This is a genomic window from Pararhodobacter sp. (assembly GCF_034676545.1).
In the GTDB taxonomy this organism is placed as follows: domain Bacteria; phylum Pseudomonadota; class Alphaproteobacteria; order Rhodobacterales; family Rhodobacteraceae; genus Pararhodobacter.
The window spans coordinates 89052-109879 of the sequence record NZ_JAUCBZ010000004.1 but is presented as its reverse complement, the minus strand read 5'-3'; the positions used below and the strand labels follow the sequence as shown (position 1 = coordinate 109879).

At 62.6% G+C, this 20828-nt stretch carries 24 protein-coding genes, 1 tRNA gene and 1 pseudogene; 13 read left to right on the top strand and 13 right to left on the bottom strand.

Annotated elements, in window-relative coordinates:
- Nucleotides 1–100 precede the first annotated feature (100 nt).
- The 5 genes from VDQ28_RS00935 to VDQ28_RS00915 form a co-directional block, all read right to left on the bottom strand.
- Nucleotides 101–352 (bottom strand): hypothetical protein, encoded by a 252-nt coding sequence (locus tag VDQ28_RS00935; RefSeq protein WP_323034236.1) that lies wholly within the window; start codon nt 350–352, stop codon nt 101–103.
- A 5-nt stretch (nt 353–357) separates the two neighbouring features.
- Entirely contained in the window at nt 358–627 is a 270-nt protein-coding gene (locus VDQ28_RS00930; RefSeq protein WP_323034235.1) for a hypothetical protein, read from the bottom strand.
- 514 nt (nt 628–1141) lie between these two features.
- Nucleotides 1142–1420: a hypothetical protein gene (locus VDQ28_RS00925; protein WP_323034234.1), complete on the bottom strand. Its 279-nt coding sequence runs from the start codon at nt 1418–1420 to the stop codon at nt 1142–1144.
- Between the two features lie 56 nt (nt 1421–1476).
- Nucleotides 1477–1905, bottom strand: a complete 429-nt coding sequence (locus tag VDQ28_RS00920; protein WP_323034233.1) for a hypothetical protein — start codon at nt 1903–1905, stop codon at nt 1477–1479.
- Between the two features lie 253 nt (nt 1906–2158).
- Nucleotides 2159–2356 (bottom strand): hypothetical protein, encoded by a 198-nt coding sequence (locus VDQ28_RS00915; protein WP_323034232.1) that lies wholly within the window; start codon nt 2354–2356, stop codon nt 2159–2161.
- Between the two features lie 917 nt (nt 2357–3273).
- Here VDQ28_RS00915 and VDQ28_RS00910 point away from each other — a divergent pair.
- The 5 genes and pseudogenes from VDQ28_RS00910 to VDQ28_RS00895 all read left to right on the top strand — a co-directional run.
- Nucleotides 3274–3393, top strand: a pseudogene (locus VDQ28_RS00910) (recombinase family protein); the annotation flags it as partial.
- 161 nt (nt 3394–3554) lie between these two features.
- A complete protein-coding gene (locus VDQ28_RS00905; RefSeq protein WP_323034231.1) occupies nt 3555–3842 on the top strand; it encodes a type II toxin-antitoxin system RelE/ParE family toxin in 288 nt (95 codons plus the stop codon).
- Between the two features lie 310 nt (nt 3843–4152).
- Nucleotides 4153–4383 (top strand): type II toxin-antitoxin system RelE/ParE family toxin, encoded by a 231-nt coding sequence (locus VDQ28_RS00900; protein ID WP_323034230.1) that lies wholly within the window; start codon nt 4153–4155, stop codon nt 4381–4383.
- Nucleotides 4380–4475 (top strand): hypothetical protein, encoded by a 96-nt coding sequence (locus tag VDQ28_RS22520; protein WP_416349333.1) that lies wholly within the window; start codon nt 4380–4382, stop codon nt 4473–4475. Before VDQ28_RS00900 ends, VDQ28_RS22520 begins: the two co-directional genes overlap by 4 nt.
- Before the next feature lie 2 nt (nt 4476–4477).
- Nucleotides 4478–4756, top strand: coding sequence for a helix-turn-helix domain-containing protein (locus VDQ28_RS00895; RefSeq protein ID WP_323034229.1), 279 nt, complete (start codon nt 4478–4480; stop codon nt 4754–4756).
- 472 nt (nt 4757–5228) lie between these two features.
- On the opposite strand, the gene hpnE is transcribed toward VDQ28_RS00895, so the two are convergent.
- The 5 genes from hpnE to VDQ28_RS00870 all read right to left on the bottom strand — a co-directional run bounded on the left by hpnE (nt 5229) and on the right by VDQ28_RS00870 (nt 10685).
- Entirely contained in the window at nt 5229–6554 is a 1326-nt protein-coding gene (gene hpnE, locus VDQ28_RS00890) for a hydroxysqualene dehydroxylase HpnE (protein WP_323034228.1), read from the bottom strand.
- A 4-nt stretch (nt 6555–6558) separates the two neighbouring features.
- The gene (gene hpnD / locus VDQ28_RS00885) at nt 6559–7392 is read right to left on the bottom strand and encodes a presqualene diphosphate synthase HpnD (RefSeq protein ID WP_323034227.1); all 834 of its coding nucleotides are present in this window, start codon (nt 7390–7392) and stop codon (nt 6559–6561) included.
- On the bottom strand, nt 7389–8222 hold the full coding sequence (hpnC, locus tag VDQ28_RS00880; RefSeq protein WP_323034226.1) for a squalene synthase HpnC: 834 nt from the start codon (nt 8220–8222) through the stop codon (nt 7389–7391). The genes hpnD and hpnC overlap by 4 nt, the downstream gene beginning before the upstream one ends.
- Before the next feature lie 107 nt (nt 8223–8329).
- A complete protein-coding gene (locus VDQ28_RS00875; protein ID WP_323034225.1) occupies nt 8330–9193 on the bottom strand; it encodes a universal stress protein in 864 nt (287 codons plus the stop codon).
- A 13-nt stretch (nt 9194–9206) separates the two neighbouring features.
- Nucleotides 9207–10685, bottom strand: a complete 1479-nt coding sequence (locus tag VDQ28_RS00870; RefSeq protein ID WP_323034224.1) for a SulP family inorganic anion transporter — start codon at nt 10683–10685, stop codon at nt 9207–9209.
- Nucleotides 10686–11045: 360 nt separating this feature from the next.
- Here VDQ28_RS00870 and VDQ28_RS00865 point away from each other — a divergent pair, with 360 nt between their 5' ends.
- The 8 genes from VDQ28_RS00865 (at nt 11046) to VDQ28_RS00830 (ending at nt 19537) form a co-directional block, all read left to right on the top strand.
- Nucleotides 11046–11573: an ABC transporter ATP-binding protein gene (locus VDQ28_RS00865; protein ID WP_323034223.1), complete on the top strand. Its 528-nt coding sequence runs from the start codon at nt 11046–11048 to the stop codon at nt 11571–11573.
- Nucleotides 11563–11754 (top strand): hypothetical protein, encoded by a 192-nt coding sequence (locus VDQ28_RS00860; protein WP_323034222.1) that lies wholly within the window; start codon nt 11563–11565, stop codon nt 11752–11754. The genes VDQ28_RS00865 and VDQ28_RS00860 overlap by 11 nt, the downstream gene beginning before the upstream one ends.
- A complete protein-coding gene (locus VDQ28_RS00855) occupies nt 11751–14357 on the top strand; it encodes an FtsX-like permease family protein (protein WP_323034221.1) in 2607 nt (868 codons plus the stop codon). The genes VDQ28_RS00860 and VDQ28_RS00855 overlap by 4 nt, the downstream gene beginning before the upstream one ends.
- Nucleotides 14358–14381: 24 nt before the next feature.
- On the top strand, nt 14382–15575 hold the full coding sequence (locus tag VDQ28_RS00850; RefSeq protein WP_323034220.1) for a carotenoid 1,2-hydratase: 1194 nt from the start codon (nt 14382–14384) through the stop codon (nt 15573–15575).
- 55 nt (nt 15576–15630) lie between these two features.
- Nucleotides 15631–16701 carry a dTDP-glucose 4,6-dehydratase gene (gene rfbB / locus VDQ28_RS00845; RefSeq protein ID WP_323034219.1) on the top strand — a complete coding sequence of 357 codons (1071 nt, stop codon included), beginning with the start codon at nt 15631–15633 and terminating at the stop codon, nt 16699–16701.
- On the top strand, nt 16698–17585 hold the full coding sequence (gene rfbD, locus VDQ28_RS00840; protein WP_323034218.1) for a dTDP-4-dehydrorhamnose reductase: 888 nt from the start codon (nt 16698–16700) through the stop codon (nt 17583–17585). The genes rfbB and rfbD overlap by 4 nt, the downstream gene beginning before the upstream one ends.
- A gap of 83 nt (nt 17586–17668) precedes the next feature.
- Complete coding sequence (locus VDQ28_RS00835) at nt 17669–19117, top strand: mannose-1-phosphate guanylyltransferase/mannose-6-phosphate isomerase (protein WP_323034217.1); 1449 nt, start codon at nt 17669–17671, stop codon at nt 19115–19117.
- 45 nt (nt 19118–19162) lie between these two features.
- Nucleotides 19163–19537, top strand: coding sequence for a MarR family transcriptional regulator (locus tag VDQ28_RS00830; protein WP_323034216.1), 375 nt, complete (start codon nt 19163–19165; stop codon nt 19535–19537).
- Nucleotides 19538–19599: 62 nt separating this feature from the next.
- Here the strand turns inward: VDQ28_RS00830 and VDQ28_RS00825 are convergent.
- The 3 genes from VDQ28_RS00825 to VDQ28_RS00815 form a co-directional block, all read right to left on the bottom strand.
- Nucleotides 19600–19684: transfer RNA gene (locus VDQ28_RS00825), tRNA-Leu, on the bottom strand.
- A 209-nt stretch (nt 19685–19893) separates the two neighbouring features.
- The gene (locus tag VDQ28_RS00820) at nt 19894–20451 is read right to left on the bottom strand and encodes a cytochrome b/b6 domain-containing protein (RefSeq protein ID WP_323034215.1); all 558 of its coding nucleotides are present in this window, start codon (nt 20449–20451) and stop codon (nt 19894–19896) included.
- A gap of 62 nt (nt 20452–20513) precedes the next feature.
- Entirely contained in the window at nt 20514–20774 is a 261-nt protein-coding gene (locus VDQ28_RS00815) for a PepSY domain-containing protein (RefSeq protein WP_323034214.1), read from the bottom strand.
- Nucleotides 20775–20828 lie beyond the last annotated feature (54 nt).

The following is a 20828-nucleotide window of genomic DNA, read 5'->3' as shown; positions in this document are numbered from 1 at the left end:
ATTGTAGATGGCACGTCCATTATTACTCTGGCGGTAATTTCCCAGTGCAAATGCCAAATGATCCACATTCTGGAGGTCCGCGCTTTGCTGGTGCGCATAGTCATACATATCCGACAGAAGCGCCCGGTCGCTCGTGGTCAGGAAGTTTAGAGGGTTTCATACCGATATGGTTGAGGTCCATCCCATTAACGCCTGAGATCACGGGCGGCTCAACGCCGTTGTTTTCGGTTCCGAACAAGCGCGACAGCATCAGAGCTCGACCGACGCCTGCGGCTGTCGATTTATTGCTTTGCGCTGCAGGCAGCAAAGAATCAGATTGTTTAGCCACTTCCGGATTTGAAGAAAGCAGCATTTCGATCAGGCTCTTGGGGTCTTCACCTTTTCCCTCGGCCTGGTGCGTACGGTAGTTGAAGTCTCAGCGGATCTTTGACCTAGATCGCTGGCGTAATCTTGTGGATATTGTGCTTGCTCTATTGCAGGCAATTCCTTGAAGTGATCAAGGACGGAGCTGAAAAAATTCGTTAGTTTCCCTGTGCTGTTGTATTCGGCCATGGCTTTTGCCGCCACTTTCTCTTCGCCATGCTTCTTCCTTATCGTAAGACTCTCGCCAAGCAGCGTGGCGCTCATCCACCGTATTACGTACCGCTGTCGTCGTAAATAATGTTCGACAACTGTTCTCGCGATAGACCGGAAAATGGGTTTTTTATAGCGTTTCCGCCTCTAGCGGCGTGGTTCACGAATGCCGTTGCCTGCTTGGCCCTGGCCAATAACTCTGGATCGCCGGTCTTCGGAACCTTACATTCGTGCCGCGCTTTGTTGGCATAGTACGCATCGCCGACTGTCTGATTCAGGATGCTTTTTTTGCCTTGTCGGCCAACTCTGAACGTGTGAGTGTTCTATCCCGTTCCTCGGCTCTGCTGGTGCTCGCTGCCAGCTGACGGGCCAGCGTAGAAATGGTTTGCATACCGCTAGATGTCCACCCTGATTTGGCGAGGTGTCAGAAGTTTGCTCGACCGCAGACGTCACCTTGAAGCCATCGTGCCGCCGGTTTGCGCGAATAGCATTTCGATCAGGTTCATGGGGTTTTCGCTTTTCCCCTCCGCCTGGTGCGTGCGATAGTTGAAATCCCGGCTTATTTTTGTTACTCCAGATCGCTGGCATAATCTTTTGGATATTGCGCTTGCTCGATCGTGGGCAGCTCCTTGAAGTGGTCAAGGACGGAGCTGAAGAAATTGGTCATTTTCCCCGTCCGGTTATATTCATCCATGGCTTGGGCTGCGACTTTTACACGCCAAGCCTGTTCCCTATCATCCGATTCATAGTAAGCCGCTCTACGTTCATTGATGGTGTAGTTTCCGCTGTCGTCATAGATGATGTTGGACAGTTGTTCTCTCGACAGGCTACCAAAAGGGTTTTTCACCGATCTGCTGCCCCTGTCCGAGCTAGTGACGAATTCCGTTGCTTGCTTAGCTCTTGCTAACAACTCTGGATCGTCATTGTCTTAGGAACCTCGTTGTTGTACTTGGCTTTGTTAGCTTGGTAGGCGTCACCAAATATTTGATCTAACAAAGAGGTCGCCTTGTCGGCCAATTCTGAACGGCTGAGCATTTTGTCCCGAGCCTCTGCGCGGCTGGCACTGTCCGCCAATTGGCTGGCTAGCGTGGAAATCGTCAGCGTGCCGCCGCCTTGGGTGCCTGATGCGCCCTGATTTTTCGAGGCGTCAGAAACAAGCTCGGTCGCCCAAGCCGCCTTGAACGCCACCGCATTGCCTGTTTGGGCAGTGGAATACGAACCAGAGAGCTGACCATAACTGCCTCCGTGAGCCTGGAACCTGTGCGAAAAAACGAACCGGCCGAATATGAAAAACCCGGCAAAAATCACCGGGGTTTTTTGGACGATGCTCAAATTGCCTATTTCATTACGAAATCACCGTCCATGCATAGGTGGTCAGGTTGGTAGAGGTATGGTGGCGGTGCAGATCGCTCCGCCGCTAGCCGTTGCGGTCTTGTTCCATTGCGGGATTTTGTAGCCGCCGGGTTGCAGCGCATTGACGAAGGTTGTGCTGAACACGCAGGTCTTGGAACCGATTTTATAACCGGACGTTTTGCATAGTTTACGTCCGGGCTGATCAGGCTGGTGACGGCGTAAGAGTTAGAGCCTAACTTCGAAACGGTTCGTGGGCCGGTTTTGGAGAGGCGTTGGCGTATGTGCTTGATTCGTTGCTGGTGACAATCGCATAAGTTGCATCTGTGGTGGTGTTGTTATTTTTGAAGGTCACCGTTACAGGTGGCCCCGCAATTGCAGCCGTGGCGGCGAAGATGGAGGTGGCGGCGAGCAGTTTTGGCAACAATTTCATGGATTACTCCTTACGGTTGGTGAGTCAGTGGCGTTTTTTGGCTCTTGGGGTAGTTCATTGGCTTGTTGCGGGCTTTGCTCGAATAGCATCTCGATCAAGCTCATGGGGTCTTTGCCTTTACCCTCTGCCTGGTGCGTGCGGTAGTTAAAGTCCAGATCAATCTTGGACTGTAGGTCACTGGCGTAATCTTTTGGATATTGCGCTTGCTCGATGGCAGGCAGTTCCTTGGAGTGGTCAAGTACGGCACTGAAAAAAATTGGTCAGTTTCCCCGACTCGTTATATTCCGCTATGGCTTGAGCTATTACCTTCTCGCGCCATGCTTCTTCCCTGCTTGGATGATTCCATCCAAGCAGCGCGACGCTCATTGACTGTATAAATGCTACTATCATCATTGATGATATCTGATAACTGTGCACGCGATAGACCGGAAAAAGGATTTTTCTCATTCCCGGTATTACTGCTTCTATTAACAAACTCTGTGGCTTGCTTGGCCCTAGCCAACAATTCTGGATCGCTGGTCTTTGGAACTTCGCTGTCGTGTACTTTCTTGTTGGCTTGGTAAAGAGTCTCCTGATATTTGACCCAGAAGGTTTTTCGCCTTGTCAGCCAATTCCGAGCGATTAAGTGTTTTATCCCGAGCCTCGGCTCTGCTGGCGCTCGCTGCTAGCTGTCGGGCCGAGGTTGGAAATCGTCTGCTTACTACTGGTCTGCGTAGCATCAGCGTTGAGATTTTCAGTGCCAGCGGATGTTTGTTCATTTACCCGAGAGATTTCCTCAGTCTTCGAACCAAAGCTTGCCTGAACAGAAGAATAACTGACAGCCCCGATCATGAACGACCCCAAGATTTCGAATATGCCAATAATATCGGCAAAAGCGGCCTGAAGTTTAGGCTTGACTACAAGCACACGCCGCCGGCACCCAAATCGAGTCAGCGAAGAATTTGCTGTATCGGGTGCCGCCCAAGGCCGTGGCCAAGAACCTCGCCGTGCCCATTTCGACGCTGTACCGCTGGGTGCCTGCCTCCGCGCACGCTTAACGTGCTTTATTATCCGTTTTCTGAAACGACCCCGAGTACGACGAGTTCTTGCGTCGCAAGGTCGAGGCCGGCCGGGCTTCAATGCGCGCTGGAATGGGGCGATCGAACGATGAAGTTGAGGCCGAATTCACCGCACGCCGTGCCAGTGTGGTAAGCCAGTCGTGAGAGTTGTCTGGACGCCCGAAGCGCAGCAAGACCGTGCCGATGTGTGGGACCAAATCGCAGCCGACAATCCGTGCGCGGCGGCCCGGATGGATGAGATTTTCAGCGATGCGGCCGCCCGGTTGCCCCAGCACTCCATGTTGGGCATGCCGGGAATCGTTCCCGGCAGCCGCGAGTTGATCCCGCATGAAAGCTATCGCCTAGTGTACCAGATCGACGGCGAAACGCTGTGGATACTGACACTGGTTTCACACACTGCCCGCCTGTGGCCGCCTGTGCGCGATTAAGAAACGATCATGGCAACGATGAAACGACTGCTTTCGAGCCAGGCCTCGGTCGGCGGCAGCCGGCCAGGAGCGGCCATAGCAGCCCCGGAAAAACGAGCGGCCCGAACGACATGTAACTCATAAGAGACCGGCTGCTCGGCCGTGTAGTAGGTCAGCTCGATCTGGGCGGAAGTTGCCGTTCAGCTTGTGCCGACTGAACGGCAGCAGTGCGAGGGCAACTTGCCGCTCAGCGCTCAGATCGTGTCCCAAGGCGCTTGCTTAAACGTATCAAGATTGGTACGCTCACAGGCCATGAAGACCCCAATCTTGGATGTGCGCTTTTTTCGCTACCGAAAGCGGCAACGAGCCTGTGCGAGAGTGGCTGAAAGCACTGCCCGCCTCCGAGCGCCGCACGATTGGCGAAGACATCAAGACCGTGCAGTTCGGTTGGCCGCTGGGAATGCCCTTGGTGCGCAAGCTGGCAAAGGATCTGTGGGAAATCCGGATTCATCTTGTGACAGGATTGCACGGCTGCTGTTTACCGTGGTCGGCCACACGATGATCTTGCTTCATGTCTTCATCAAGAAATCACAGGGCACACCAGCCGATGAACTGGATGTAGGCAAGCGTCGTTTGCAACAACTCAGGAGTTAGGTATGAACATCCACATTGGTAGTAGTTTTGATGACTTTCTGGCTGAAGAGGCTGTGCTCGACGAAACCACCGCTGTGGCCATCAAGCGTGTTGTGGCATGGCAGATCGCGCAGGAAATGAAGGCGCAGCATCTGACCAAGACCGCTTTGGCCGCGAAAATGGATACGAGCCGAGCCGCACTCAATCGTTTGCTGGATGGGGCTGACACCAGCCTCACACTCACTACGCTCACCAGTGCAGCGAAGGCGCTCGGCAAGAACCTCCGTATCGAGTTGGTCTGACACGCCGTTTTTTGAACGGTGTCCTGTGCCTGTGCCTGCGACATGCGCAAGATACGAATCTGCCAGGTGGCCCGAGCGACAAGCCTCGGCCTGCAGGACATGTTGAGGAGAGGGAAAAGCCCGCCACTTGGCGCGACGAGCGCTGAGCGGTAATTCACCCTCGCACTGCTGCCGTTCTGTCGGCACAAGCTGAACGGCGACTTGGGCCGAACTGTGCTGCCCGACGTCGGATTTTCGCGAGTGGCAGCTTTCTGATCGGTCAGCTGCCGTTACACGTGCAAATGTCATTAGGTGCTTGAGGGTCGGAAACGGCCATCGACTGTTTGGTATCCCCGCCTCACGCCACTCAATTCCAACACTCACGTCGATTGCGGTGCAGTCGGATTCTGAAAATGACACCTGTCGAAGGGCGTTGCCAGAGCCGGGCTTCGACAGGCTCAGCCCGAGTCTTGTGGTGTATTCAATTGCCGGCTTACCGATTGCTCCACCCGAGTTCCGCCAGGATGGCGGCGGCGCACGCGGTGCCCGAACGCACCGCGGATTCGAGCGTGGCGGGGTAGGGCGAATCGAGATAGTCGCCCGCCAGCCACAAGCCGCGCAGCGGCGTGCGCATGCCAGGACGCGAGATGCCGGGCCGGCAGGCGATGGTGGCGCGTTTTTCGACGATCACCTGTGACCACAGCGGCGCGGGCAGTGTGCGTCCCAAGTTCTGCTCCAACTGGCGGTGCACGGCCAGGATGAGCGCGTCGCGTGGCAGATCCTCATGTGCGCCGCGCGCGCTGATGACGCACGACATCAGCCCTTCCGGCCCACCCAGCTGGCCGCGGTCGAAGGCCCACTGCGCGGGGGCCGTGGCGCTGCCGCCGACCAGTCCGATCATGGTCTCGGGCAGTCTCTGGCCCTTGCCCAGGGCCAGGTACACCGACACGATGGGCTCGTGGGGCAGGGCGTCGATGTGGGCTGCGAGTTGATCGCATTGACCGGTCGAGGCGAGCAAGGTGCCGGCGTGATAGGGCGCGGTGGCGATCACGACGTTGGGCCAGGGCTGGCTGCCGGGGTCGCCCTCGAGGCTAAATCCCCCAGGGACCGGCTCGATCGCGTCGATGGCATTGCCGGTGCGCACCCGACCGCGCCGGGTGGCGAGATAGCGGGCGGCGGGCACGGGGAAGAGCTCGGACAGATCGGTGCGCGGGATCAGCAGTTCGCTGGCCGTCGCCGAGGCGGCCAGGCTGTCGCGCAATACGTTGGCAAACACCTGCGCGGCGGCTTCGGCGACCGGTGTGTTGAGCGCGGCCACGCACAGGGGCACCCACACCAGCTGGATCATGGCCGGCGTCTGGCGGGTGTGCGGCAGCAGCGCCGTCACCGTCATCTCTGGCGGGGTGCGGAAGTCCTGCTGCTTCAGCCAGCGCATCAGGCGCAGCATGGCGAGGCGGTCGCCCCAGGACAGGCCGCGCGCGCGCAACAGGCCGACGGCGAGGTGAAAGGGTGCCGGCAGCGCTGCGGCCTTGAAGTGCAGGCGGCCCGGCACGTGCAGGGTCAGGGGCAGGTGGGCGAGCTGCTTGGGCGAGCAGCCAGTGAGGCGCAGCAGGCGGGTCAGTTCGGTATAGGCGCCCAGCAAGATGTGCTGGCCGTTGTCGACCCGCCAATGGTGGTCCTTGTGCACCACCCGGGCGCGGCCGCCCATGGTGTGCGAGCGCTCGAACACGGTCACATGCACGCCGGCGCGGGCGAGCTCGACCGCGCACGCCATGCCGGCATAGCCAGCACCGATCACCGCAACGACGGGCACGGCCATGGTCTCAGCCCTTGAACCAGGTGCTGCCGGCCAGCCACACCTTGCGCACCGGAGTCAGCGAGATGCGGCGGTCGAGCACCTGGAAGCCGTCGGGGGCGATCTCGCGCAACAGGGTGCGGTAGATCGCGGCCATCACCAGCCCGGGGCGCTGCGCCTTGCGATCGCCCGCGGGAAGCTGGGCGAAGGCCTGCTCGTAGAAGTGTTCGGCGCGCTCGGCCTGGAACGCCATCAGTTCGCGGAAGGCGTCGGAATAGCGCGCCTCGAGGATGTCCTTGGCGGGCACGCCGAAGCGCTGCAGATCTTCGATCGGCAGGTAGATGCGGCCGCGGCGGGCGTCTTCGCCGACGTCGCGAATGATGTTGGTGAGCTGCAGGGCCACGCCCAGGTCGTGGGCGTATTTCAGCGTCTGCCGGTTCTCGTAGCCGAAGATCTCCACCGAGAGTAGGCCGACCACGCTGGCGACGCGATAGCAGTAAAGCTGCAGGCCCTTGAAGTCGAGGTAGCGCGTCTGCGACAAGTCCATCGCCATGCCGTCGATGATCTCCAGCAATTGCTCCTGCGGCAGCTTGAAGCGTGTCAGCACGTCCTGCAGCGCAAACCCCACCGGATGCGTGGGCGTGCCGGTAAAGATGCGCTCGACCTCCTGTCGCCACCACTCGAGCTTGATCTGCGCCAGCGATACGTCGTGACATTCATCCACCACATCATCAACTTCGCGACAGAAGGCGTACAGCGCGGTAATCGCCTGGCGCTGCTCGGGGGGCAGAAACATGAAGCTGTAGTAGAAGCTCGAGCCGCTCTTGGCGGCCCTGTCCTGGCAGTAGTCGTGCGGATTCATGCAATCTTCCGATAGTTCAGGGCGCGCCATCCCAGGCGCAGCCAATCGTGTTTGCCCAGCACCGGGCGGTGGCGAAAAACGTCGTAGTTGGCGGTTTCGATGGCTTCGATGATGCGCAGCCCGCCGAGCACGATCAGGCGCAACTCCCAGCCGATGCGCCCCGGCAGCGCGCGCGCAAGCGGAGCGCCGTCGACCATCATCGCGCGTGCACGTCCGAGTTCAAAGCCCATCAGCGCCCGCCAGCGTTCATCACAGCGCCCGGCGGCGATGTCGTCCGCGCTGACGCCAAAGCGCGCCATATCGTCTTGCGGCAGGTAGATGCGCTGTTTTTGCCAATCTATCGCCACGTCCTGGCAAAAATTGATCAGCTGCAGGCTGGTGCAGATGGCGTCCGAGCGCCGCAGGTTTTCCGGTGTCTCGGCCGCGTACAGGCACAGCAGCAGGCGCCCGACGGGGTCGGCCGAACGCCGGCAGTAGTCGCGTAGCTCGGCAAAGTCGCGATAACGCGTCTTGCCCACATCCTGGACGAAGGCGTCGAGCAAGTCGCGCAAGCGCTGCACGGGCAGTTTGTGCGCCCGAATCGCACGCCCCAGGCGCGCGAACATCGGCGCCAGGCTGGCGTCGGTCACCGCCGCGCCGCGCGCGCAGGCCTCGAGCGCCAAACGGTAGTCGTGCAGGCGCGCCAGCCTCGCCACCGGCGCCGCATCGCCTTCGTCGGCGACGTCGTCCGCACTGCGCGCAAAGGCATAGATCGCCTCTACCGGCTCGCGCAGACGCGAGGGCAGCAGCAGGGACGCGACAGGGAAGTTCTCGTAATGGTCGACCGGCATGCCTGACACAAGAGGGGAGAGCCGCGGGGGACACCCGCGCATGCGGGCGGGCGGAGTATAGGGGCTCGTCCGTGCAAACGGGAAGTGCTGCGCGCCTTGCGCCCCGACTAGCGCAACAGCAGGGTCGGAATCGTAGCCGAGCGCAAAAGTTCGGCGGTCTTGCTGCCAAACAACAGGCTGCGCAGGGCAGAGTGGCCGAACGCGCCCATGATCAGCAGATCGATCGCCTCGTCCGCGACGCTGCGCGCGATGGCGCTGTGCGCATCCGCCGCGGTGAGCACGGCGCTGACCTCGAAACCTGCATCCTTGAGGCGCGTGCTGGCCCAGTCGAGCTGCCTGGACGCGTGGGTGTTGTCCTTGCCCGACATCAGCAGATGAATGGGCAGGCCGCGAAACAAGGGGCTGGTGGCGACCATGTGCACGCCGCGCCGGGTGACGGTGCCACCATCGAAGGCAATCATCACGCGCTGCGGCGTCTTGAAACCCTCGGTAACGGTCAGGATGGGCTTGCGCAGCGCCCGCACCACGCGCTCCACGTTGCGCCCGAGGGCGCGCTGGCTGGCCTCGGCGGACTCGCCGCGGCGGGCGAGCACCAGCAGGCGAACGCCTTCTTCCTGTTCGGCCAGGGTCTGTTCCAGTTCGCCGTGGCGCAGGCGCATGTCCACCTGGCTGACGCCGGCGGCGCTGGCGCGCTGGCGTAGCCGGTTAAGGAAGATGCGGCCCTGTTCGCGCGCCGCGCGGCTGTGGGCTTCATCTGCGGCGGACAGGCGGTCGAGCAGGTTCTCCTGGGCGTCGATGCCGATCGCGCCGCTATGGTCCTGGCCCGAGCTGCGCTCGGGATGGCGCTCGATGACGTGGAGGAACTCCAGCGGGGCGTCGAGACGCCGCGCCGCCCACGCCGCATAGTCAGCCACATGGTCAGCGAAGCGGGATTGGTCCACACAGGCCAGTACCTTGTTTGTGTTCTTCATGGCGCTACTCCTCTCAGTGGCCCGCCAGCATGTCCGCGGCGCCGTCCTTGTCATGGACGGCGAACTTGTCCACCAGCGTTGCGCTGGCCTCGTCGATGCCGATCACTTCCACCGCGGTCGCTTCGCGGCGAAACTTGATCACCACCCGGTCCAGCGCACTGATGGCGGTGATGTCCCAGAAGTGGGCGCGACTGACGTCGATGCGCACGGTGTCGATGACTTCCTTGTAGTCAAAGGCACTGATGAAGCGCTCCGCCGAGGCGAAGAACACCTGGCCAGTGATGGTGTAGGCGCGCGTGCGACCCTCGTCCTCGGTGCGCGAACTCACATGCAGCACCTGTCCCACCTTGTGGGCGAAGAAAAAGCCCGACAGCAACACCCCCACCAGCACGCCCCTGGCCAGATCGTGGGTAATCACCACCACCACCACCGTGGCCAGCATCACCACGCTGGAGCTGGCCGGATGGGTGCGCAGGTTGCGGATTGAGGCCCAGCTGAAGGTGCCGATGGACACCATGATCATCACCGCCACCAGCGCGGCCATCGGAATACGCGCCACCCAGTCGCCGAAGAACAGCATCAGCAACAGCAGGAACACACCGGCGGCCAGCGTCGACAGGCGCCCGCGGCCGCCCGATTTCACATTGATCACCGATTGCCCGATCATCGCGCAACCAGCCATACCGCCGAGAAAGCCGGAGGCAATGTTGGCGATGCCCTGTCCCACACACTCGCGGTTCTTGTTGCTGCTGGAGTCGGTCAGCTCATCGACGATGGAGGCGGTCATCATGGATTCGAGCAAGCCCACCGCCGCCAGGGTGGCCGACACCGGGAAGATGATCGCCAGTGTCTCCAGGTTCAGCGGCACATCGGGCAGCAGGAAAATGGGCAGGCTGTCAGGCAGCTGGCCCATGTCGCCCACGCTGCGGATGTCGAGATCAAGGAAGATGGCGACGCCGGTGAGCACCACAATGGCGACCAGCGGCGAGGGCACTGCCCTGGTGAGGTAGGGAAAAAGATAGATGATGCCCAGCCCGGCCGCGGTCACCGCATAAACATGCCAGCTCACATTGGTGAGTTCCGGCAGCTGGGCCATGAAGATCAGGATGGCCAGCGCATTGACGAAGCCGGTGATGACCGAACGCGAGACGAAGCGCATCAGCCCACCCAGCCTGAGCCAGCCGGCGATGATCTGCAGCACGCCGGTGAGCAAGGTGGCGGCGAGCAAGTATTGCAGGCCGTGTTCCTTGACCAGCATCACCATCACCAGCGCCATCGCGCCGGTTGCCGCCGAGATCATGCCCGGACGGCCACCGGTAAACGCGATGACGATGGCGATGCAAAATGAAGCATAGAGGCCGACCTTGGGATCGACGCCGGCGATGATCGAAAACGCGATCGCTTCCGGTATCAGGGCCAGTGCGACCACCATGCCGGCGAGCAGATCATTGCGGACATTGGACAGCCAGTCCTGGCGTAAGGCTTTGAGCATTCTTGTATTCCGTGGTGGGGCCGGTCAGGGAGACGGATTCGGGGCGGACGCAAGCCGGTCTTGCTGGTCAACGGAATAAGCAACGAACCCCGCATCATCCAGGGTCGGCAAAACACATTGAATCGGATGTGAAGCCTCGTTCAAGCGCGGGCCGGCTTGAACGCTGGCGCGCAGCGCAGAGTGGACCGCAAACGGCGGACAGCGGGCTTGAAGAGTGGACGCCCTGATCACGGTCTGAACCGTATTCAGCAGGCGTTTCTTTTAACCCGGCGGCAAAGGCGGTGTCAATCCGCGCTCGACGGTGTCAGGCTCACGCCAGCGCGAAGCCACATGCAACCAATCGGGGCCAAGGGTGACAAAATGGACTGTCATTTCCTGCTGCCCCCGCCCATGCTCACTGCCCACGCCCTGCGCAAAACCCTGCCTGGCACCCCGCCACGCATCTTGTTCGACGCCCTCGAGTTGCAGGTGGCCGCAGGCGAGTGCGTGGCGATTGTCGGCGAGTCGGGCTCGGGCAAGTTGACACTGCTGAACTGTCTGGCCGGACTCGAGCCGGTCGATGGGGGGCGTATCGAAGTGGGTGGGCAGCGCATCGAAGGCCTGGATGAGGATGCGATGGCGCGCTTGCGGCGCTCAGCCTATGGCTTCGTGTTCCAGGCTTTCCACATCCTGCCGCACCTGTCGCTGGCGCAAAACGTGGCGCTGCCGCTGTGGCTGTTGAAGACCGACGACAAGGTGGCCGATGCGCGGGCGCGCGCAATGTTGACGCGTGTGGGCCTGGGCACGCGCGCCGACGACCCGCCGCATGAGCTCTCCGGCGGGGAGATGCAGCGCGTGGCGATCGCGCGCGCGCTGGTGCACCCGTCCACGTCTGGTGTTGGCCGATGAGCCCACCGGCAACCTCGACCCGGTGCGTGCAAGCGATGTGCTCGACCTGCTGCTCGAGCAGATTCGCGACAGTCAGGCCGCCGGCGTGCTGGTCACGCATTCGCGTGTGGCCGCAAGGCGTGCGGACCGCGTGCTCGAACTTGGTGTGCAGGGGCTGGTGGACATCACGGAGCGCGCGTGAGCGCCACGCTGCACCGGCTGTTTCTTGCCAGTTTGCTCAGGCGCCGCCTGGCAACCGCCTTGTCGCTGCTGGCGATTGCGCTGGGGGTGGCGCTGGGCCTGGCGGTGCAACTGATCCATACGGCTGCCATCGACGAGTTCGGGCGCGGCATGCGCCTGATCGCTGGCGAAGCCGATCTGCAGCTGGTGGGGCCGCGCGATGGTTTTGACGAAGCGATCTACCCGGTGCTGGCCGCGCGCGCCGAAGTGGCCGAAGCCAGTCCGGTGCTGGTGATTCAGGCGCGCCTGCCGGGACGTGAGGATGCGCTGGAGATCTACGGCGTGGACCTGTTTCGCCTTGCGCGCGTGCAGCCCATGCTGCTGCCGCGCGCGGACTCGGCTGCTGCGGACACACGCTTCGTCGCGCTGCAGCCGGACAATATTTTTCTCAGCAATGAGGCGCGCGCGCACTTGAGTGAGCCGCGGAGATTGACAACCGGCGCGACCACCGATGTGAGCACCGACGAGACTGCGCCCGCGGGCTTGCGGGATGGCGAACTTGAGGTGCAATCGGGCGTGCGCAGTTTCAAGCTGCAAGTGGCCGGAGAAGTACCCGCCGCCAGCGGGCAGCTGGCGGTGATGGACATCGCTGGCGCGCAGCAGCACTTCGATCGCATCGGCGTCCTGAGCCGTATCGATCTCAAGCTCGCCGCTGGGGTCAGTGTGCAGATGGCCCACCAGTCGCTGGCGGCGCTGTTGCCGCCTGGTCTGGCGCTACGAGTGCCGGAGGCGGCGGCGAGTGAGGTCAGCACGCTGTCACGCGCTTACCGGGTGAACCTCACCATGCTCGCCGCCATTGCGCTGCTGACCGGCGGCTTTCTGGTGTTCTCGACGCAGCTGCTGTCGGTGGCGCGCCGTAGACGCGAATTTGCCTTGCTGCGGGCGCTCGGCATGGAAAGGCACCAACTGTTGCGCGGCCTGCTCGCCGAAGGCGCGGCAGTGGGGCTGGCGGGTGGGCTGTTGGGCGTGGCGCTGGGCCACGTGCTGGCAGCGGCGGCGTTCAAGCTCGTAGGTGGTGATCTCGGCGCAGGTTTTTTCCGCGGCACGCAGCCGCAGCTGCAGTTCGACGCCGTGCTGGTGGTGGGCTATCTGCTGCTCGGTATCGCCGCGGGCGTGATCGGTACCTGGTTGCCGGCGCGCGAGGCCTCACGCGTCGCACCGGCGCGGGCGCTGAAGGCGGGCGAGGCCGAATACGCGGGCCTGCCCCAGGTGCAGGGTGGATGGCGGCCCGGTGTGGTGTTGTTGATGATCGCCGGGCTGGCGTGCACCCTGCCTCCGTTCAATGACATTGCGCTGGGCGGCTATGGCGCCGTTGCACTCACTCTGGCGGCTGCGGTGCTGTTGTTGCCGACGCTTGCGCGTGCGGTCTTGCCCTTGTTGCACCGAGGTCGGGCGCTGAGCTGGCGTCTTGCCCACGCCCGCCTGTCCGCCACTCCCGGCCAGGCGGTGGTGGCCGGGGCAGGGGTGGTGGCCAGCGTGGCGCTGGCGGCGGCGATGGCGATCATGGTCAGCTCATTTCGCGTCTCGGTCGATGACTGGCTGGCGCAGGTGTTGCCGGCGGATCTGTACGTGCGCGCTTCGGTGTCGTCCGGCAGTGGTTATCTGGATGGCGACGCGCTCGCACGCATCGCCGCCGTGCCGGGCGTGGCTGACGTGGACACCACACGACAGGTCAATCTGCGCATCTCGGACGAAGAGCCCTTGTTTACCGTGCTTGCGCGCCCGGTACGCGGCAACTGGGGCTTGCCGCTGATTGCGGGAAGCAGCGAGCGTCCGGCCAGGGTAAGCACGGCCGATGCGGCAGGCGAAACCGACGCTGACTTGCCCCCGGCATGGATTTCCGAAGCGACCGCCGACCGTCGGCAGATCGGAGTTGGCGATCGCCTGACGCTGCCGCTGGGCGGGCAGCTGCGCAATTTCATCGTCGCCGGCATCTGGCGCGACTACGCCCGCCAGCACGGCGCCGCACTCATCGACAGCGCCGACTACGTCGCCCTTACCGGCGACCAGCGCATCAATGACGCGGCCATCAGCCTGGTACCGGGTAGCGACGCTGCCACGGTTGCCGCTGCCCTGCGCGCCGACTTTGGCGCCGAGCACCTCACCATCGCCTTGCCGGGCGAGATCCGCGCGATCAGCCTGCAGATCTTCGACCGCACCTTCCTCATCACCTATCTGATGGAGGCGGTGACGGTCATGATCGGGCTGTTCGGCATCGCCACCACCTTTGCCGCATTGGCGACCACGCGCGAGGGCGAATTCGGCATGCTGCGCCATCTTGGCTTCACCCGCGCCGACATCGGCCGCCTGATCGCGATCGAAGGTGCGCTGACGGCGAGCCTGGGCGTCATCACCGGCCTGCTGGCCGGCGCGGCGATTGCCTGGATCCTGATCGAGATCGTCAACCGCCAGAGTTTTCACTGGAGCATGGATCTTGCCGTGCCCTGGGGCGCGCTGGCGCTGTTTGCCAGCAGCCTGATCGTGCTGGCGGCCCTGGTCGCGCGGCTGGCGGGGGCGCGTGCGATGCAGCGCTCGGCGGTGCTGGCGGTGAAGGCGGACTGGTGAGGTCGGCTCAATGAGGGCAGGGCGATGACACAGTCGATAAATGAAGCTCAGCGGCGTGGGCCCCGCAACGCCTGCGCCGTGATCGGACGGTGCTGCGCCGGCCTGCTGTGGGCTGCGGTGCTGGCCGTGCTGGCCCCGGCGCCGCTGCAGGCGACCGATGTCATCCCGGCGCAAGCGTCGTATCCACCGGTGCTGGCCGGCAAGGCGCTGAGTTTTCCGCACGATCTGGGCGCCCACCCCGACTACCGCACCGAATGGTGGTACATCACCGGCTGGCTGCAGGACGCTGCGGGCGTGGAGCGCGGCTTTCAGCTCACCTTCTTTCGCGTGCGCACGCTGATCGGCGACGACAACCCCAGCCGCTTCGCCCCCAGCCAGCTCATTCTTGCACACGCCGCAGTGGCCGACCCGGCGACTGGCCAGCTGCGCCACGCCGAACGCGCGGCACGGGCCTATCCCGGGCTGGCCGAAGCCCTCATAGGCACGACCCAGGTGGGGGTCGGCGGCTGGTCGCTGGTCGCTGATGAAGATGGGCGGGGCAGTGAGCTGGGGCCGTATCGGACTCATATCGATGCGCAAGACTTCGCCTTCGACCTCGTCTTCGATCCCGGGCGCTCACCCCTGCTCAATGGTCGCGAAGGTTTCAGCCAGAAAGCGCCCGATCCGATCAATGCCAGCTACTACTACAGCCGGCCGCAGCTGCGCACCACAGGCACGCTGCGCCTGGACGGCGAACCCTTCGCGGTCAGCGGCCACGCCTGGCTGGACCACGAGTGGTCGAGCGAGATCCTGCCCGCCAATGCGAGCGGCTGGGACTGGATGGGCATCAACCTGCATGACGGCGGCTCGCTGATGCTGTTCCAGATGCGCGATACCGAGGGGCGGGCAATGTGGGCGGCTGGCACGCTGGGCGACAAGGCCGGGCAGGCGCGCAAGTTTGCTGCCGACGAAGTGCGCTTCGAGCCCTTGCGTCACTGGACCTCGCCGCGCACCGGCGTGCGCTATCCGGTGGAATGGCGCCTGCACCTGGCCGATGGCCGTATTTTGCAGCTACGCCCGCTGCTCGATGACCAGGAGCTAGATAGCCGCAGTTCGACCGGTGCGGTGTACTGGGAGGGTGCGGTGCGCCTGTTTGAGGTGCAGGCAGACGGTGGCGAGCGTGAAATCGGTCAGGGTTATCTTGAAATGACCGGCTATGCAGAGCGCCTGAACATGTAGTGCCGCTGCCCGGGATGCGATAATCCGCCGCATTCGACTGAGGCGGAGAAAGACCTTGATTCTAGTGACCGGCGGTGCGGGCTTTATTGGTGCCAATTTCGTCCTTGACTGGCTCGCCAACAGCGACGAGCCCATTCTTAACCTCGATCTGCTGACCTACGCCGGCAATCTCGAGACCCTGTCCAGCCTGCGTGACGACGCGCGCCATGTGTTCGTGCAAGGTGATATCTGCGATCGTGGGCTGGTGGACCGGCTGCTGGCCGAGCACAAGCCGCGCGCCATCGTGCATTTCGCTGCCGAGAGCCATGTCAACCGCTCCATCCATGGTCCGGGCGATTTTGTGCGCACCAATATTGACGGCACCTTCAGCCTGCTCGAAGCAGCGCGCGGCTATCGCGCCACGCTCGACGCCGCTGGGCAGGCGGATTTCCGCTTCCTGCACATCAGCACGGACGAGGTTTATGGCTCGCTCAGCCCAAGCGATCCGGCCTTCGCCGAGACCAAGACCTACGAGCCCAACAGCCCGTATTCCGCCAGCAAGGCTGCCAGCGACCATCTGGTGCGTGCCTGGCACCACACCTACGGCCTGCCGGTGCTGACCACCAACTGCTCGAACAACTACGGGCCCTGGCAGTTCCCGGAAAAACTCATCCCGCTGATGATCGTCAACGCCCTGGCCGGCAAGCCCTTGCCGATCTATGGCGACGGCCAGAACGTGCGCGATTGGCTGTACGTCAGCGACCACTGCAGCGCCATCCGCGAAGTGCTGGCACGCGGCACGCCGGGCGAAACCTACAACATCGGCGGCTGGAACGAAAAGACCAATATCGAGATCGTGCATGCGCTGTGCGCCTTGCTCGACGAAATGCACCCCCGGACCGAGGGCAGCTATTCACAGCTCATCACTTATGTCACCGATAGGCCGGGTCATGACCGTCGCTACGCCATCGACGCACGCAAGATCGAGCGCGAGTTGGGCTGGCGCCCGGCAGAGACCTTCGATACCGGCATTCGCAAGACGGTGCAGTGGTATCTCGACCATCCGCAGTGGATCGCGGATGTGCAGAGTGGCGCCTATCGCGCCTGGGTGGCGACCAACTACAGCACGCGGGGGCAGGGCGCATGAAAATCCTGCTGCTGGGCAAGAATGGCCAGGTGGGCTGGGAGGCGCAGCGCGCCCTGGCGCCACTGGGTGAATTGGTGGCGCTCGACCGTCACGGCAGCGACGGCCTGTGCGGTGACCTCGAGCAAGTCGACGCGCTCGCCGACACCGTGCGCCGCCTCGCGCCCGATGTCATCGTTAACGCCGCGGCTTACACCGCAGTGGACAAGGCCGAACACGAGGCCGAGCGCGCCCAAGTCATCAATGCCGACGCGGTCGCCGTGCTGGCCCAGCAGGCGTTCGAACTGGGCGCGCTGCTGGTGCATTACTCCACCGACTACGTTTTTGATGGCAGTGGCGAGCAGCCCTGGCGTGAGGACGACACGCCTGCGCCGCTGTCTGTCTACGGCGCCACCAAACTTGCCGGCGAGCAGGCGATTCGGGACAGCCACTGCGACCATCTGATTTTTCGCACCTCGTGGGTGTATGCGGCACGCGGCGGCAACTTTGCCCGCACCATGCTGCGTCTGGCCGCCGAGCGCGAGCAGCTCAGCGTCATCGATGATCAGATTGGCGCCCCGACCGGCGCCGAGCTGATCGCCGACGTCAGCGCCCACGCCATTCGCAGCACGCTGAAGGATCGCAGTCTGTGCGGCACCTATCACCTCGCGGCAGCCGGCCAGACCAGCTGGCACGCTTATGCCAGCTTCGTCATCGACCATGCTCGGCGCGCCGGCACCACGCTAGCAGTGCAGAAAGTCAGTCCGATCCCGACCGCCAACTATCCGACACCGGCCACGCGGCCGCTCAACTCCCGTCTCGACACCCAGCGCCTGCGCAGCCGCTTTGGTTTGCATCTGGCCGACTGGCGCGACGGCGTGGTACGCATGCTGGCCGAGATCGGCTGAGGCCCTGAAGCGCCAAGGCTCCAAGGCTCTGAAGCCCTGGGGCCCGCTCAAGAATTTCAAGAACCTCCCAGGACAAGCGCAACATGATCATCAAAAGCGTCATTCTCTCCGGCGGCTCGGGAACCCGGCTGTGGCCGGCTTCGCGCGAGAGCTACCCCAAGCAGCTGCTGCCGCTCACCGGCGAGCGTTCGCTGCTGCAGGAAACCGCGGTTCGACTGGACAATTTCGTGGGCGCCGAGGTTGATCCGCGCCCGCTCATCGTCACCAACGAAGAGTACCGCTTCATCATTGCCGAACAATTGCGCCAGATCGGTGTGAGTTCGCCACAGATCGTGCTCGAACCCTGCGGCCGCAACACCGCGCCAGCGCTGACGCTGGCGGCACTGGCTGCGCACGGGGAGGGCGACCCGGTGCTATTGGTGATGCCGGCCGACCACGTCATTGCCGATCTTGGTGCCTTTCAACGCGCCATTGCCGAAGGCGGTGAGCTTGCCGCAGGCGGCGCTCTGGTCACCTTCGGCATCGTTCCCGATCGTGCCGAAACCGGCTACGGCTATATCCGTGGCGGAGCGATCCTGGCTGAAGGCAGCCAGGGTCGCGCGCTGGCCGAGTTCGTCGAAAAACCCGATCGAGACACGGCGCAGCGCTACCTTGAAAGCGGTGAGTATTTCTGGAACAGCGGCATCTTTATGATGAAGGCCTCGGTGTGGCTGCGTGCCATCGAGCGCTTCAACCCGGACATGGCCAGCGCGTGCACGGTGGCGTACGCCGGTTGCACGCCCGACGCCGATTTCATCCGCCTGGAGCAGGGCGCGTTCGAGCGCTGCCCGAGTGACTCGATCGACTACGCCGTGATGGAGCGCCTGAGCGACGCACCCGAACTGGGGCAGGGCGTAGTGGTGCCGATGGCAGCGGGCTGGTCCGACGTCGGCGCCTGGGATGCGCTGTGGGCGGTGTCGGACAAGGACTCCGACGGCAACGCCGCGCGCGGCGAAGTCATGTTCGAGGGCTGCCGCAACACGCTGGTGCATTCGGCCAGCCGCCTGGTGGCCGCCATCGGTTGTGAAGACATGATCGTGGTCGAGACCCCCGATGCGGTCATGGTCGCGCACAAGGACCACACTCAGGACGTGAAGAAGGTGGTCGCGCGCCTCAAGGCCGAAGGCCGCAGCCTGACCCAAAGCCACCGCAAGGTGTATCGCCCCTGGGGCTGGTACGACTCGATCGATGAGGGCGAGCGCTTCCAGGTCAAGCGCATCGTCGTCAACCCAGGCGCCAAGCTCAGCCTGCAGATGCACCATCACCGCGCCGAACACTGGATCGTGGTCAAGGGCACGGCCGAAGTCACTAACGGTGAGCGCAGCTTCCTGCTCGGTGAAAACGAATCGACCTACATCCCGCTCGGACACACACACCGCCTGGCAAACCCTGGCAAGGTGCCACTGGAAATCATCGAGGTGCAGTCGGGGAGCTATCTCGGCGAGGACGACATCGTGCGCTTCGAGGACACGTATGGGCGCGGTTGCGCGTGATGGGCTTGCGGTAGTTCAGGTTGGAAAGCAGACAGGAGGCTGATCATGACGAAGCTTGCAATCATCGGCATTACTGATTGGGCTGAAACCGAGCGAGAGCTTGATGAGCTTGGACGCAAGCTTGATGCCCGTGAGGTGGTCCTGGCCGCGGACTATCACCTGAATTTCGCCACTGCAACGCAACTGCTGACTGAACTGCCACCACGTCGGCTGGACACGTTGCGGGCCATCAAAGCCAGTGGCGGCACTTCGATCTATGCGGTAGCCAAGGCGATGGGTCGCAACTATTCCAATGTGCACGCCGACGTCCAAAAGCTGATTGAGCATGGCCTGGTCGAGAAAGATGAAGGCGACCATGTGTTCGTGCCATTCGATGACGTTCTGGTGCGGGTCAATGCATCTTTACTTGAGGCCGCGTGATGCCGGTGTAAAGAGTCAGGAGCGTGCCAGGGGGAGCCTGGCATAAATCCCTGATTCATCAGTGGTGCGGGGGAAGAGACTCGAACTCTCACGCCTTGCGGCGCTGGAACCTAAATCCAGTGCGTCTACCAATTCCGCCACCCCCGCATCCGTGATGGCCTTGAAGCGGGGCGAATTATACATAGACCGGCGCCAAGGGCGCAGGAAGACACACAGGTTTGAAGGAAGATCGAGGCATTGGCGCCACCGATTCGTTCGCCTGAAAACACGAGAATTTGTGTTATGTAAACTTAAATATCGCCGCCAACAGCGTCTGGCGATCCGGGACTTATCGGGTTCACTCGCTCCTCGCTCCTTCAATGAGCGCCCGGCGCCTTGCCCTGTCGCCGTTTCACGCCCGTGATCATCGCGCCGATCAGATTGACGCCCTCGAGGTGACCCATGACGATTGCTGCCACAACATGGACGCCGGCCAGGCTGATCAACGCTGTACCGAGGAAGGCGTGAATATCCTGCAGCCACTCCTCGCCCCAGAACGTATCCGTAGTCTGGAGAAAGCCGCTGACACCGAGCGCAAGCACCAGCGCCATCAGCGCGAGCATCATCACCGCTCCGAGCGCGTTGTGACCGGGTTGGAATTCACGCTTGTGATCGCGAACGGCCGCCACATGAGCACGAAGCCGCGCCGGCGTTGGAAAGAAGTTTTCAAAGCGCGCGTACTGGCCGCCTACGAAGCCCCACACCACGCGGGACACAATCAGGCCGCAGGCGATGTAGCCGGTCCACTGGTGAAGCCCCTCGCCATCATCGACGAGAAAATAGTTGAGCACGACGCAGCTCACCAAGCCCCAGTGGAATATCCGCACGAAAGGGTCCCATACGCGCACGGGAAGATCGGGTTTAGCCGAGAGCATGGAAAGGGTCGCCTCAGAGGCAGGCGGCGGCGTCAAACGCTCAGCCGCCGTCCATTGGTAGATCAGGATTTGCGCTCGAGTTCAGCGCCGGTTTCGGGGTTGAAGTAGATCTCCACTTTCTTGCCGTCCTTGTCGACGCCGTAGATCTCGTAGCAATTGTCCTTGGTGACCTTGAAGGTCTTGATCTTGTAGCCTTCAGCCTCGACTTTTGCCTTGAAGTCGGCCTCCTTCATCCATTTTTCCTTGGGCACGTCGCAACTTGGCCCGGCGAGGACCGCGGATGAAAAGACTGAAGCGGCGACGAGGATGAGAATGCGGTTCATGGTGGCTCTCCTGGGGGCTCATTGAGCACGTCCCGACTCGGAACGTGAGCTCAA